We start from the raw sequence: 14538 nt of genomic DNA, 5'->3' as shown, positions 1-14538 counted from the left end.
CGGCACCTGATGAATTTCGAGCTTTCGCCCGAGGTCACGGCGATGTGTGCCGCAGTGACCGGATTCGCGCAACGCGACCTCGGTGGCCCGGAGACCTTCGAGCCCATCGACTTTCGCCGCCGCTGGGAGCTGGCGGGCAAACAGGGCATCCTCGGCGCCACCGTCCCCGCGCGGTACGGCGGCAGCGGCCTGGACGCGGTCGCCGCGGTGGCGTTGATGGCGGCGCTCGGATCAGGTTGTCCCGATACCGGTTTCGCGTTCTCGGCCGCCGCGCACCTGTTCGCCTGCCTGATGCCGATCGCGGAGTTCGGCACCGAGGAGCAGCGCGCGCACTGGCTGCCGCGGCTGAGCTCCGGGGAACTGGTTGCCGCGCACGCGATCACCGAAGCCGAAGCGGGCTCGGACATCTTCAACATGAGCATGCGGGCGGTCCGCCAGGACGACCACTACGTGCTGAACGGGACCAAGGTGTTCACCACCAACGCCCCGGTCGCCGACGTGTTCCTGGTGCAGGCCGTCACCAGCCCGGGCAGCGGATTCTTCGGTGTCACGGCCTTCCTCGTCGAGGCCGCGACTCCGGGGCTGCGGGTCGGTCCGCCGTACCAGAAGATCGGCTTGCGCGGATCCCCCACGGCCGAAGTGCATTTCGCCGATTGCCGGGTACCGGTGGACGGCGTGCTCGGCGGCGAGGGCGCCGGGGCGAGCGTGTTCACCGGCTCCATGAAATGGGAACGCACCTGCCTGTTCGGGATCTACCTCGGCGCGATGCGCCGAGTTCTCGACAGCACCCTGGCCTACGCGGGCGAGCGCGTCCAATTCGGTTCGCCCATCGGCGAATTCCAGGCAGTCAGCCATCGCCTGGTCGACATGCTCGCGCGTCTGGAATCGGCCGAACTCCTGTTGCACAAGGCCGCCGCCGAACTGTCTCACGGCGGCAACTGCGAGGTGTCGGCGGGTCTGGCGAAGATCGCCGTGAGCGAGGCCGCGGTGCAGATCGGCTTGGACGCGATCCAGCTGCGCGGCGCCCTCGGCGTCACCGCCGGCGACGCCGAGACCCTGCTGCGGGACGCGCTGCCGGCTCGAATCTTCTCCGGCACCAACGAAATCCAGAAGAACAACGTCGCCCGCGCATTGGGCCTGGGCCGTAAACGTCCCCGCTGAAGGAGCTCCCCATGGACCTCATCGTTCATCTCATCCGCCTGCACCCCGGTATCGATCCCGCGGACTTCGAAACCTGGGTCCGCGACACCGATTACCGGACCTGCCCGCAGTTGCCCAGCGTCCGGAGCTTCAGCGTTCAGCGCACCGCCACGCCCGGGCAGTATTTCGAGGTGATCCAGGTGAGCAGCCGCGCGGACTTCGAGCAGGACATGCACACCCCCGAATTCAAGGGCCTCGTCGCCGCTTTCGACACCATGGCGACGGTCACCGAAGAATTCGAGGGCGTCCGGATCGACCCCGGCTACCAGGCCTAGCGGCTTTCGGCGGACGCCGCCAGCTCCGGCTCCTCGGCCCGGCGCGGGTGATGCTCGCCGATCCGCGGCAGGATGCGGTCCAGCCACGCGGGCAGCCACCAGTTCCAGTCTCCGAAGAGTTTCATCAGCGCGGGGACCAGCACGAGCCGCACCAGGGTCGCGTCGATGGCCACGGCCACCGCGAGCGCGAAGCCGAACTGCTTGAGCTCCAGCACCTGCGCGGTGACGAAGCTGCCGAAGACCGCGACCATGATCGCCGCGGCGGCGGTGATCGGCCGCGCGGTGTGCTCGACGCCGATGGCGATGGATTCATCGGTCTCGTGGCCGTCTTCCCACGCCTCCTGGATCCGGCGAATCAGGAAGACCTCGTAGTCCATCGACAGGCCGAACAGCAGCACGAACACCGTGATCGGCAGATACACCTGGAGGAAGCCGGTGCTGGTGAAGCCGAGCAGCCCGGCGCCGTGGCCCCATTGGAACACCGCGACGGTCAGCCCGATCGCCGCGCCGGTGGCGAGCAGGTTCATGATGACGGCTTTGATCGGCAGCACCACGCTGCGGAAGATCAGCAGCAGGAATACCAGCGACAAGCCCAGCACCAGCAGCAGCACCCAGGGCAGTTTGGCCGTCGTCTCGTCGGACAGGTCCACGAAACTCGCTGTCGCCCCGCCGACCAGGACCTGATCGCCGGTCGGCGGCGCGAGGTCGTCGCGAATGTGCTGGACCAGCGCGATGGCCTCGCTGGAGTCGATCGCCACCCGCGGCACCACATTGAGCAGCACCCGGCCTTGATTCGGCAGTGTTTCGACCTGCGCGACGCGCGAGTCCCCGGACAGCTCCGTCGCGAGGCGGCCGGCCCGTTCCTGCCCCGCGGCATCGAGCGGCTCGTCGCCGGGCGCGGTGATCACGACCTGGATCGGCGAGACGACACCCGGGCTGAACGAGCGGTCGAGCACCTCCTGCGCACTCGCGCTGGGCCGGCCCGCCAGGGATTTCGTGCCGAGGTCGATGCCGTACTGCAAGCTGCCGACCGGCAGCGCCGCCACGACCAGCACGATGGCGACCACCAGCGCGTAGATGACCGGGCGCCGAATGACCAGGTGCGCCCAGCGCGCCCACGGCCCGGCGGCGAGATGGGTGTCGGACCGCACGTCCGCCGGCCGCCAGCGCGGCGGCAGCTGCCAGCCGTTCACGCGCGGACCCAGCGCCGCCAGGACGGCGGGCAGCAACGTCAGCGCCGCGATCACGGTGCAGATCACCGATACCAGCACACCGATCGAAATCTCCCGGAACAGCGGCGATTTCAGGATGAAGAACGAGCACACCGAAATGCCCACGACCACACCGGAGAACAGGATCGTGCGCCCCGAGGTGCGAATGGCCACCCCCGCGGCCTCGGCGATCGCGTCCGGATCGTGCGTGGTGACTCCCCGCCGGGCCAGTTCCTCCCGGAACCGGCTCACGATGAACATCGCGTAGTCGATCCCGATGCCGGTGCCGATCATCGTGACGATGGTGATCAGGAAGGCGTCGAAGGTCATCACGAAGCTGAGCAGATAGATCACGCCGAAGGTGAGCATCAGTCCGGCGATCGCGAGCAGCAGCGGCAGGGCCGCGGCCAGCACCGCGCCGAAGGCCAGCACCATGATCACCAGCGCGATCGGCAGGCCGATGCCCTCCGCTTTCGAGGCCGCGGCCGTCTCGACGACGGTCAGGTCGTTGGTGATCGGTGAGTAGCCGGTCAGATACGCCTCGATGCCGCTGCCCGCCGCCTGGTCGATGGCCTCTTGCAGATCGCTTGCGCGACTGGGTAATTGGTCGGTGTCGCCTTGCAGGCCGACGAAGGCCAGGGCGGCCCGGCCGTCCGGTGCGACCTGATCCTTGGCCAGCGGGTCGAACGGGCCGATGACGGTGACCACGCCGGTCGACCCGCGGGCCGCGACGACGACCCGGTCGATCGCGGCGCGCTGGTCCGCGTCGGTGACCTGCCCCTGCGGGGCGTCGAACACGATGACGTCCTGTTCGTTGCCCAGCCCTTGGAAGTACTGCTGGATCAGCGTCGACGCCCGCGTCGACTGCGCGCCGTCCACGCCGTAGTTCGGTGCTTTGAGTTCTTTGGAAAGTAGCGGAAATGCCAAGCCGCACAGGATGATCAGCACCAACCAGGTGACGATCACCAGGCGGCGCCGGCGGGCCATGTGCGCACCCCAGCTGTGTTGTCTCACGGTCAGCCTCCAGACAGCAGCGAGCGCACGGCCGCGGCCGTGCCCTCCAGGTTCAACTCGGGATCGAAGACGGCGTGCATGAGCAGTCCGTCGAGCAGGGCCGCGACGATGGTCGCGATATCGGCCGCGGGCACGCGTGCGGTGAGCGCACCACCGGCCTGGCCCTTGTCGATGAGATCGGTGAGCGCGGCGCGGTAGGCGCGCATCTCCGCGGCGATCGGCGCACGCAGCGCCGGATCACGGACGCCCTGCCGCAGGATCTCCAGCAGCAACGCCAGCGCCGGATCGGTGAGCGAGCCCGCCGAGTACCAGGCCAGGGTCCCTTCGACCAGTTGATCGAGGTCGGTCGCCTGGCGCGCGAACGCCAGCGGCTGCGCCAGCAGATTCCGGGTCGCCGCCGCGGCGGCCTGACCGAGCAGGTCCTCCTTCCCGCGGAAGTGATAGCCCACGACGCCGTGCCGCACGCCCGCCCGGGCGGCGACCGCGCGCAGCGTGACCCCGCCCCACCCGGCCTCGATGATGATCTCCACGGTGGCGTCGATGATCGCCGCGCGGGTGGCCGCACCCTGCGTGGCGCTGTTTGGCCGAATGGACTGTCCAATCGCCTTGTCCATGTGGACAAGCATGGCACCACCAGCGGCTTCATGGGCCGGAATGGCTACAACTCGCGGAAACACGCGTCCGGATCCCGGCGTGGGGAGTGAGGAAAGCTCGTCGTCGGATAGCCCAGGCGCGCGACGAAGAAGGGGCGGCCGGTCAAGCCGAACCGGGTGCGCAGACCGGCGCGCAGGTCGTCGTGCTGGAGCACGACGCTGACCGGATGCAGCACCAGTCCCAGCCGGGTCACCCGCAGCCAGTAGTCGCTGAGGCGCTCCCCCGCGGTGATCAGGTCGTCGTCCAGGTCGCCGGATTCCGGCAGGCTCAACGCCACCACGACCGGCGCGGTACGGACCACGCGCGCGAGCTGTCCAGCGAGCAGGCGCGGGAAGCCGATCACGCGCAGCGCGCGCATCGTCCGCGGTGCGAGCACCCAGCGCCGCAGCAGCTGCTGCGCGGGCGAGAGCGGGCCGAACAGGTGCGCGAGGGTAAAACCGTCGCCCCGCGCCGCTGCTTCCTCGGCGTCCCGCCGAATAAAGGAATGCGTCTCCTGCCACGCCTGCTGATGGGCAAAATCCCGGCCGGCATGCTTTCTGACATAGTCGGCGAACCGATCGAGCTCGTCCGCGGTGACCAGATTCCGGACCTCGATCGCCGGAATTGTGCTTTCAAGATATCCGCCGAGCGCGGCCAGAGTGGCCGCAGGTATCGGCCGCGCGCGGTACGGTCCCCGATTGGTTTGCCGGGCAGCGGCGAGAGCGCGCAACGTGGGCAGCGCTTCCGGCCGCTCGCCCGTCCAGCGGAACTCCATGAGCCGCAACGGTTTCCACGTCGGCGGCAGATCCCGCAACAACGGGTCGGCAGGCGACGGTTCCCGCAACGGCACGTCAGCAGGCGGCAGGTCTCGCGACGCCGGGTCGGCAGGCGGCAGGTCCCGCGATGCCGGGTCGGTTGGCGGCAGGTCCCGCGATACCGCGGCAACCGACGCCAGGTTCCGCCCGCCGACCGGCGGCAGAACTCCGTGCGCGATCCAGCCCTGCGCGGCCAAAGCTCGGTGCAGCAGCCGCCAGTACAGGCCGCAGCTGAGCAGCATCTCCGTGTGATGCGCGGGCAGCGCGCCGATCTCCCGGCCCCGATCCGCCGCCAGCACAAGGAATTCCCGTGCCGGCGCGCTCTCGTCGGGGTCGGCGCCACCGGCCAACCGCGCCACCGCCCACGGCTGGCAGTTGTGCGAGGACGGGCTCGTCGCCGCCACCGCCAACGCCGCTGTGAGGGCTTGTCCGAAGGGAATCGCGACTCGCTGCCGAGCGTGTTGGGCTTTCATGCTCTCCTCCGCCGTCTACCAAACCAAAGCCAGGGAATACCCGGCGATTTCGCCCGCCCAGGCGTGGTGCGGCCAGGGCAGCGCCGCGATCTCGCGACGCAATCCGGGGCCCGCTCGCCACAGGAAGGAGCCGTCGGACCGCCACGCGGTGAGCACCACCTCGCGCGGATCGACGCGCAGGCCGAAGCCGTAGTGCTTGAGTACCGCCTCCGTGCACGCCCACCGCAGTGGCACCGGCATCGTGTGCAGGCGCGAGCCGGCCGCGCTCGTACCGCGGACCGCGGGCCCCAGCGCATGCACCAGCGGCGGCGCGAGCCTGCGGTTCCGCTCGAGATCGATGCCCACCGGCTCGGTGGTGCACACGCCGATCGCGAAAGCGCCCGAGTGCGAGATGCCGATCTCGGCGCCGGCGTTCACGAAAGGCTTACCCGCGCGCGGACCCTCGCCGGTCACCTCGACGACGATCTCCTGGGTCTGCTTGATTATTCCGAGGTGCAATCGAAGATATGCACAGACGGCGCATTTGGCCGCCAATCTTCCGGCCAGCCATTCGAACCGGCGTTTCGGCGTCCACAAGGTCGCGGCATAGGCGGCCTCGGCCGTGGACAGGTGCCGCGCGATAGTCGCCGCAATATGCTCGGCAGGCCGTTCGCGTAACCAATCCACAGACACTGTGGCAATTGTCAGACCGCAAATTGTATGGGTGATGTGCAATGGACTGGCCGGATCCAGAACGATGGCCTCGTCCAGCGCCGATACCGGGAACTCTGATCTCTCGGCAATGCTCCGGTCCCGGTCACGACCCCGGAACATGTCGGGTACACCTCCTGGTCGATCATGTGGCGCCGGCCGTTGCTGTCATTTTCGCGGCCATCGCTGACAGTTCGGCTGACACATTCCTGATGCGATCGGCGATCCCCGGAAGTATTGACGCACCAGCGATTTCGTGGCTAGATTGAGCGCAATTCTCATTTCCGGGAAATCATCCGACCAAATTCGATCACCAAGCTTTCAACGTATAGAGGTGGGCATGAAAACGTTGTCCTCGGATTCTGTTGTCTCCGCCAGCGACTGGGTAGATTTGCTCGACACGCGGGCCCGGCGGAGCGGTGATCGGACGGCCTACATATTCCTGGACGAGAACGGCCACGAATCCGGCAGTCTGACCTACCGCGACCTGGATCGCCGGGCGCGCGGCATCGCCGGGGTGCTGGCCGAACAGTTCCAGGGCGGCGATCGGGTCTTGCTGCTCTACCCCGCCGGGCTCGACTACATCGCCGCGTTCTTCGGTTGCCTGTATGCCGGGGTGATCGCGGTGCCGCTCTACGAGCCAGGGCGCGGGCGGGTCGAGCAGATCGAGGTGATCGCGCAGGATTGCGCGGCCGCCGGCGTGCTCACCACGCGCGAGATCGCCACCGCCATGGCTGCTTTCAGCGACGAGCTGACGGTCGCAGGGCTGCCGCGCGTTGTCACCGAGGAGATCGCGCCGGCCGCGGAGGCCACCGCCGAGCCCCCGGCGATCGACCCGGCGGCCATCGCCTACCTGCAATACACCTCCGGCTCGACCGCCACGCCGAAGGGCGTGATCATCGACCACGCGATGTCGGTCCAGCAGTCGATGGAGATGGCCTGCGCCTGGCACATCGACGCCGACAGCGTGGTGACCTCGTGGCTGCCGCACTTCCACGACTTCGGGCAGGTGACCGGCGTGCTGCTGCCGGTCTTCACGGGCGGCCGCGCGGTGCTTATGGCACCGGCCACCTTCGTGAAGAACCCCGTCCGCTGGCTCGACGCGGTGACGAAATATCACGGAACACACAGTGGCGCACCCAATTTCGCGTTCGACCTGTGCGTGGACCGGACGACTCCGGAGCAGCGGGCGGCGCTGGATCTGAGCAGTTGGCGGGTACTCAGCAATGGCGCCGAGGCCGTCCGCAAGTCCACCTTGGAACGTTTCGAGGCCGCCTTCGCCCCGTGCGGACTGCCGGAAACCGCGCTCTCGCCCGGCTACGGCCTGGCCGAGGACACCCTCAAGGTGACCTGCTGCACGGCCGAACAGCGCTATTTCGCCGAGCGTTTCGACAGCGCGGGGCTGGCTCGCCGCAAGGCGGTGCCGACCGCGGAGCCGGAGGGTGTCGACCTGGTCGCTCTCGGTACCACCGTGCTGGATACCGAGATGGCGATCGTCGAGCCGGAATCCGGACGCCAGGTCTCCGAAGGCGAGGTCGGCGAGATCTGGGTGCAGGGTCCATGCGTGTCGCCCGGCTACTGGGGGCGGCCGGAGGAAACCGAACGCACCTTCGGCGCTCGCCTGGCCGGCGGCGGCGAGACCCCGTGGCTACGCACGGGCGATCTCGGATTCGTCTATGCCGGTGAGCTTTTCATCTGCGGGCGGCTCAAGAATCTGATGATCGTCAACGGCATGAACTACTACCTCGAGGACATCGAGGCCACCGTCGTCGACAGCGACGACGCCTTGCGGGCGGGCGCAGTCCTCGCCTTCGCGGTCGAGGACTCCGGTCAGGAGGATCTTGTGCTGGTCGCCGAGTGCCGCACCGACGCCGGGCGCGAGCTCGAAAGCCTGGCGGCGTCGATGCACGACGCGGTGGCCAGGCGGCACGGAATCGCCCCCGCCACCGTGGTTCTGGTGCAGCCGGGCACGGTGCCGCGGACCACCAGCGGCAAGCTGCGCCGCCAGCACTGCATGACCGATTTCGTCGCCGGGCGACTATCCGAGACCCAGCGCTGGGTGCGCCCGGCGCCGGTCGAACCCGCGCCCGCGCGCACCGCCACGAACGGGAACGGGAACGGGAACGGCCGCACCGCCATGCGAGACCTGGTGCGGCAGGGCCTGATCGAGCAGATCCACGCCTGGCTGGCCGAGAACAAGCCGGACGCGCCGGACCTGGATCCGGATCGTTCACTGGCCGAACACGGGCTCGGCTCGGTCGATCAGATCGATCTGCACGAATGGCTCGAATCATGGGCGGGCAAACGCTTCGCGCCCGAACTGATCTGGGACTCGGAGACGGTCACCGACATGGTGCGGGTACTCGCGGACATTCTGGCTCCGGGCGGTGCGCGATGAAGCTCCGGGCCGCGGTGGCCGGCCTGCCGTCCCGCACGGTGAGCAATGCCGACATCCTCGACATGATCGCCGAGCACAGCGCCGAGGACTTCGACGGCGACCTCGACGGCACGCTGCGGACCATCGACAGCTATCTGCGCTACGCGGGCTCGCAGGACCGGTGCTGGCTCGACGACGGTGAGCGCCCCATCGATCTGCTGCGCGGGGCCGCGAAAACGGCACTCGCACAGGCGGATATGCGGCCCGAGCAGATCGATCTGCTTATCTACACCGGGATCGGGCGCGGATTCGTCGAACCGGGCGGGGCCTACCACTCGGCCGCGGCGATCGGGCTGGGCAACGCGCACTGCTTCGACCTCCTGGATGCCTGCATGAGCTGGACCCGGGCGCTGCAGGTGACCGAATCGCTGATGCGCACCGGGCCCTATCGCGCGGCGATGATCGTCAACGCGGAGTTCAGCCTGCGCGAGGGCGGGGCCGTGGTGCCGCACCTGTTCCGGCTGCCGAACGCGGCGGCGCTGGAGTCCAGATTCCCGGCCTACACGCTCGGGGAAGGCTCGACCGCGACGATTCTCACCGCCGACGAGCACGAGCCGTGGGAGTTCCACTTCGCCTCCCGGCCCGACCTGGCCCCGCTGTGCAATGTGCCGCTGGCGGGTTACGAGGGATATTGCGACCCGTCGGACAAGCTGGCGGCCAACGGGGTCGGCTACTTCACCTCGTTCGGCTTCGAGATGCACGAGACCGGCCTCGCCGACGCGTACGCCGTCTTCGATCGCCTCGCCGTCGACACCGAGAAGGTGGCGGCGCTGTTCACCCACGCCTCCAGCAAACGCTACTGGCAGATGATGGCCGACCAGGTCGGGCTCGGTTCGGCGATCCATCACGTCTATCAACGAACCGGCAATATCGTGTCGGCCTCGGTGCCCGCCGCCATCGCCTCGGCGGTCGAGCAAGGCGCGTTGCTGCCCGGCGACCGCGCGGTGGGCTGGGTCGGCAGCGCCGGAATGTCCTTCGCCGTATTCTCCTTCGTCCTCTGAGGACCAAAGCCGAACGGGTGCGCCATGTTCAGACATCTCGGCAGGGTTGCCGGCAATGGAATGCGCGGGGTCGCCGCGTACTCGATCGACTCGATCCGGCGGCGCGAGGTCTCCCCGGAGCAGCGCCAGGCCGACGCCATCCTGGCGTTCCTGCTGCGGATGGGACCGATCTACATCAAGATCGGCCAGATCGCGGCGACCCGCTCGGATCTGCTGCCGCCATCGTGGGTGGACACACTGCGGGTGCTCCAGGACCAGACCCCGCACATGACCGCGGCGCAGACTCGGCGCGCGGTCGAGCGGGAGCTGGGTGACAAGCTCGAAAACACTTTCAGCTCTTTCGATTTGACGCCGATCGCCAGTGCGTCGGTCGCGCAGGTGCACATCGCGGAGCTGCTCGATGGGCGCAAGGTCGCGGTCAAGCTGGTCAAGGATTCGGTGCCGGAGCAGATCGAGGACAGCCTGTCCTCGCTCGGCGCGATGGTGAAGCTGGTGCACGCCACGGTGCCGCCAATACGGTATCTGGACGTGCCGCGGCGATTCACCGAGGTGGCGCGGCTGCTGCGGCCGCAGGCCGATATGACGCACGAAGCCGCGAAACAACAGCGCATCCACGAGAACCTGCGGGCACACCCGTTCGTGAAGGTGCCCGCCGTGCTGCCGGAACTGGTCAGCAAACGGATGCTGGTGATGGAGTACATGCACGGGATCCCGGGCAAACGGGTCGACACCGTGCCGTTCCCGCGGCCGCGCCTGGCCCAGCGGCTCCAGGACATCATCTACACGATGCTGTACATGCACGGCATCTGCCACGGCGACCCGCATCCGGGCAACGTGATGTTCACTCCCGACGGGGAACTGGTGCTGCTGGACTACGGCGTCACCGTCGAGCTGAGCGAGGACGAGAAGTGGGGTCTGTCCTCCTTCTACTACGCCTGCACCCGCAAGGAGTGGGAGATCGCGGTCGATCGGTTCACCCGCTATTTCGTGATCGCGGGCGCGGCGGTGCGGGAGCGGCACGCGGACTACGTCGCCGACATGATCGAGGTTCTGCGATATCACTTCGACATCTCCACCAACCGGTGGTCGACGGTGTCCTACTTCAACGACGTCAATGCCGTACTGCGCCGGTACGATTCGCGCTACACCACGAACTTCACCAAGGTGGAGCTGGTCTTCCTGTCCGGCGAGGGTTTCGCCTCCCAGATCGACCCGGACATCGACATCTGGGCCAACGCCCGCAAATTCACCGACCGCTACTCCCCCTACATGAGCGCCGAGGTCGAGCGGCGGTTCGAAGACGACTTCACCGATCAGATGCCGACCTCGCTGAAAATGCGGGACCGGGCGCGGTCCTCGCTGGTCGCGCCGACCCACATCGACCGCTACTTCTTCCCGAGCGGGTTCCCGGTCTTCGTCAAGGAGGCCGTCGGCGGCAGCATCCGGGATTTCGACGGCAACGAATACCTGGACCTGTCCGCCGGATACGGCCCGCACCTGCTCGGCTACGCGCATCCGGCGATCACCGCGGCGATCACCGAGGGCGCGGCGCGCGGGCTGGTCAACGGCATCGGCAATGCCGCCGAGATCGAGCTGGCCGAATTGCTGGTGGACGCGCTGCCCGCGGCCGAGCAAGCGGTGCTGTGCAATTCGGGGACCGAGGCGATCATGTTCGCGATCCGCATGTGCCGGGGTTACCGGCGGCGGACCATGGTGGCGAAGTGCGAAGGGCACTACCACGGGTCCTCCGATCAGGGCCTGGTCAGTTCGTGGTTCCGGTTCTCCGGTGATCGGGCGCGGCCCGAGCCGGTGGCCGGATCGCTCGGGGCCGATCCGGCGGCGGTCGCGGGCACCATCGTGCTGCAATACGGCGACATCGCCGGTTTGCAGCGGTTGCGCGAGCACGCCGACGAACTCGCCTGCGTCATCTTGGAACCGATGCCGACCTCGGTGGTCGCGCTGGACGTCGAGTTCCTCACCGCGCTGCGCGCGTTGTGCACCGAGCTCGGGGTCCCGCTGATCTTCGACGAGGTGGTCAGCGGTTTCCGGGTGGCCTACGGCGGTGCGCAGGTGATGGTCGGGATCGAACCGGACCTGACCTGCCTCGGAAAGGTGATCGGCGGCGGGCTGCCGGTGGGCGCGGTGGTCGGGCAGCGCCGGTTCATCGAGATGGCCAAGAGTTCGCAAGATCCGTTCTACGACTACGAGAATCGGGTGTTCGCGGGCGGGACCCTGAGCGGCAATTCGCTGACCTGCACGGCCGGCTTGGCCGCGCTGCGCCACCTCGAGGCGCACCCGGAGATCTACGACCGGCTCGACGCCCACACCGACCATCTCGCCGAGTTGCTGCGCGCGGCGACACAGGAGCGCGACATCGCCTGCCGCATCTCCGCGCGCAACTCGATCTTCTCGCTGAACTTCAGTCATCGCGCGGCCGGGTTGTATCGAGATCGCATGGCGGGCAGCAACTTCAAAGCCACCATCGCGCTGGCCTACTACATGCGCAAACATCAGGTCTATATGGCCGAGATGCACAGCTTCCTGATCAGTGCCGCACACTCCGTCGAGGATCTGGACCAGATCGCGCACGCCTTCGGCAAGAGCCTCGACGAGATGCTCGCCGATCAGCTTTTCGTCACCTAGCGCGTCGAACACGCCAGGAGCCGGACTTGACTGTGCCGTTACGGCACAGTTGAGTGGGAGACGCCGACGAGCATCCGGAGGAGGCGCTGCGCGCTTTGGACGCCAAGTTGGCGGCGACGATCGAACGGTTGCGGCAGGCGCGGGTCGAGCTCGCGGGGTTCCTGCGGCGGGCCGCGCCCGTCGACGTGGCGCCGGACATGGTGGCCGCCGGCGAGCTCTCTTCGGCCGACCACTCGTTCGTGGTCGTTATGTCGCGCGTGCTCAGCGGTTCCACGCTCGATGCGTATAAGCAGATGCTGCAAGATCCGGAGCATCTGCCCGCGGGCCCGGAGCTCGACGAGTTGCCCGCCGATGCCGACGAGCGAACGCGCGGTGCGCTGGCGGCGCGGCTGCTGCCCCAGATTCGCGACCTGTACGCCAAACATCCTGGGTTGCAGGGCATGGGCACCGAATCACGGCGCGTCGCCGAAACCGTCGACCTGGCGTTGACCGACCTCTACAACCCCGCGCAGATCGATGTCATGCGGCGGGTGGGACGCATGCTCCGGGATCCACAGACCGAAGGGAACTGAATCCATATGCGGTTTTCTCTGCCCGGCCGGCTGGTGGCGGCTGGTCTTTTGCTGGTGGGCCTCAGCGCGTGCACCGAATCCGAGCCGGAGCCGACGGCACAGTTGCAGCGCTTCTACGACCAGAAACTGTCCTTCGGGCCGTGCTCGGGGTACGCCACGACGCTCGCGGACGACAAAGTCATCTCCGGCGATCCGTGATTCCAGTGTGCGCGTATGGAAGTGCCGCTGGATTACGCCGACCCGTCGGGGCGAACCGTGCGGATCGCGGTGCTGAAAGCGCCCGCGCGGGGGAAGCCGATCGGATCGCTGCTGCTCAACTCCGGTGGGCCCGGCGGGCCCGGCATGAGCATGGCCGCTGCCGGGGCGAAGAATCTCGCGGAAAGCCCGATCACCGAGCGGTTCGATCTGATCGGGTTCGATCCCCGCGGGGTCGGCGCGTCCACACCCGCGATCGACTGTTTCTCCGATGCCGACATCGACGCGGGCGCGTCCGCCACCTCGGTGACGGTCGGCGCGGGGACGATGACCGAGCAGGACGCCCGGCGGGTGGTGGAGAAGTGCGCCGCCGGGTCGGGCGGCCCGGATGTGCTCGCCCATGTCGGCACCCGAGACGCGGCGCGCGACATGGACATTCTGCGCGCGGTCCTCGGCGATGAGAAGCTGAGCTATCTCGGCCAGAGCTACGGCACCCGGCTCGGAGCCGTCTATGCGGAGATGTTCCCGGACAAGGTGCGTGCGCTGGTTCTGGACGGGGGCATCGATCCGCACGGGGGCACTGTCGAACGCCGGTTGTCCCAATTCACGAGCTTTCAGCGGTCCTTCGACCAGATGGCGGCCGACTGCGCGACCCGTCCCGGGTGCCCGCTGGGCGCCGACCCGAGTCGAGCCACCGAGAACTTTCAGAACATCATCCGGCCGCTCATCGACCAGCCGATCGTGACCGCCAGCGGGCGGAAGGTGGACTTCAACGCGGCCTACGGCGCGGTGATCGCCGGGCTCTACGACTCCGCGGCCTGGCCCGCGATCGTCAAGGGCATCGCGGAGGTCGGGACCGGACGTGGTGACACGCTGCTCGCGATCGGCGACCTCTTCGGCGGCCGTGACGCGCAAGGACACTGGGCCAATTTCGCGGAGGCCAACTTCGCGATCAACTGCATGGACGAGCAGCGGCGCAGCCCGGAGCAGGAGGCCGAGCTCCGGCGGCGGATCCAGGAGGTCGCACCGTTCACCGATTGGGGTCGCGGAGCCGGCGGCGCTCGCGACGCGTGCGAGTTCTGGCCCGCCGCACCCACTCTCACCTATCCGTACGCGACCGGCATCGAAGGACTGCCCGAAACCCTGACGATCTCGATCACCGGCGACCCGACCACGCCCTACGCCGGTGGCGTCAACCTGGCCGAAACGCTCGGCGGTTCCGTGCTCACGGTCGAGGGCGAGCTGCACACGGTCGCCATCGCCGGAACCAGCGCGTGCGTGAATCGCGTCGTCGCCGACTACCTCGTCGACCTGAAGGGTCCGCCGGCCGATTCTCGCTGCACTCTCTGACGCCGAATCACGGTCCGAACGGATATCCG

General features: G+C 68.1%; 12 protein-coding genes. 8 read left to right on the top strand and 4 right to left on the bottom strand.

The annotated features are described in order from the left end of the window. Positions 1-9: 9 nt before the first annotated feature. On the top strand, positions 10-1161 hold the full coding sequence (gene redW / locus AB0M14_RS30580; RefSeq protein ID WP_365001043.1) for an L-prolyl-[peptidyl-carrier protein] dehydrogenase: 1152 nt from the start codon (positions 10-12) through the stop codon (positions 1159-1161). Between the two features lie 11 nt (positions 1162-1172). Then, positions 1173-1475: a hypothetical protein gene (locus tag AB0M14_RS30575; RefSeq protein WP_365001040.1), complete on the top strand. Its 303-nt coding sequence runs from the start codon at positions 1173-1175 to the stop codon at positions 1473-1475. On the opposite strand, the gene AB0M14_RS30570 is transcribed toward AB0M14_RS30575, so the two are convergent. From AB0M14_RS30570 to AB0M14_RS30555, 4 genes are read right to left on the bottom strand one after another with little or no spacing between them, the layout of a single operon-like run. Beyond that, a complete protein-coding gene (locus tag AB0M14_RS30570) occupies positions 1472-3700 on the bottom strand; it encodes an MMPL family transporter (RefSeq protein ID WP_365001037.1) in 2229 nt (742 codons plus the stop codon). The genes AB0M14_RS30575 and AB0M14_RS30570 overlap by 4 nt on opposite strands. A gap of 2 nt (positions 3701-3702) precedes the next feature. After that, the gene (locus AB0M14_RS30565) at positions 3703-4314 is read right to left on the bottom strand and encodes a TetR family transcriptional regulator (protein ID WP_365001034.1); all 612 of its coding nucleotides are present in this window, start codon (positions 4312-4314) and stop codon (positions 3703-3705) included. 44 nt (positions 4315-4358) lie between these two features. Further along, on the bottom strand, positions 4359-5621 hold the full coding sequence (locus tag AB0M14_RS30560; RefSeq protein WP_365001032.1) for a hypothetical protein: 1263 nt from the start codon (positions 5619-5621) through the stop codon (positions 4359-4361). A 15-nt stretch (positions 5622-5636) separates the two neighbouring features. Beyond that, positions 5637-6293: a hypothetical protein gene (locus AB0M14_RS30555; protein ID WP_365001029.1), complete on the bottom strand. Its 657-nt coding sequence runs from the start codon at positions 6291-6293 to the stop codon at positions 5637-5639. 358 nt (positions 6294-6651) lie between these two features. On the opposite strand from AB0M14_RS30555, the gene AB0M14_RS30550 reads away from it, so the two are divergent. From AB0M14_RS30550 to AB0M14_RS30525, 6 genes are read left to right on the top strand one after another with little or no spacing between them, the layout of a single operon-like run. Further along, positions 6652-8709: an AMP-binding protein gene (locus tag AB0M14_RS30550; RefSeq protein WP_365001026.1), complete on the top strand. Its 2058-nt coding sequence runs from the start codon at positions 6652-6654 to the stop codon at positions 8707-8709. Then, positions 8706-9749, top strand: a complete 1044-nt coding sequence (locus AB0M14_RS30545) for a 3-oxoacyl-[acyl-carrier-protein] synthase III C-terminal domain-containing protein (protein WP_365001024.1) — start codon at positions 8706-8708, stop codon at positions 9747-9749. Before AB0M14_RS30550 ends, AB0M14_RS30545 begins: the two co-directional genes overlap by 4 nt. Before the next feature lie 24 nt (positions 9750-9773). Continuing rightward, positions 9774-12392: an aminotransferase class III-fold pyridoxal phosphate-dependent enzyme gene (locus AB0M14_RS30540; protein WP_365001021.1), complete on the top strand. Its 2619-nt coding sequence runs from the start codon at positions 9774-9776 to the stop codon at positions 12390-12392. Positions 12393-12445: 53 nt separating this feature from the next. Continuing rightward, positions 12446-12964, top strand: coding sequence for a hypothetical protein (locus AB0M14_RS30535; protein WP_365001018.1), 519 nt, complete (start codon positions 12446-12448; stop codon positions 12962-12964). Between the two features lie 6 nt (positions 12965-12970). Beyond that, positions 12971-13162 carry a hypothetical protein gene (locus tag AB0M14_RS30530; protein WP_365001015.1) on the top strand — a complete coding sequence of 64 codons (192 nt, stop codon included), beginning with the start codon at positions 12971-12973 and terminating at the stop codon, positions 13160-13162. Positions 13163-13177: 15 nt separating this feature from the next. Then, complete coding sequence (locus tag AB0M14_RS30525) at positions 13178-14509, top strand: alpha/beta hydrolase (RefSeq protein ID WP_365001012.1); 1332 nt, start codon at positions 13178-13180, stop codon at positions 14507-14509. Positions 14510-14538 lie beyond the last annotated feature (29 nt).

This window comes from Nocardia sp. NPDC051832 (genome assembly GCF_040681285.1).
Classification (GTDB): Bacteria; Actinomycetota; Actinomycetes; order Mycobacteriales; family Mycobacteriaceae; genus Nocardia.
This window is presented reverse-complemented; position numbering and strand designations above follow the sequence as displayed.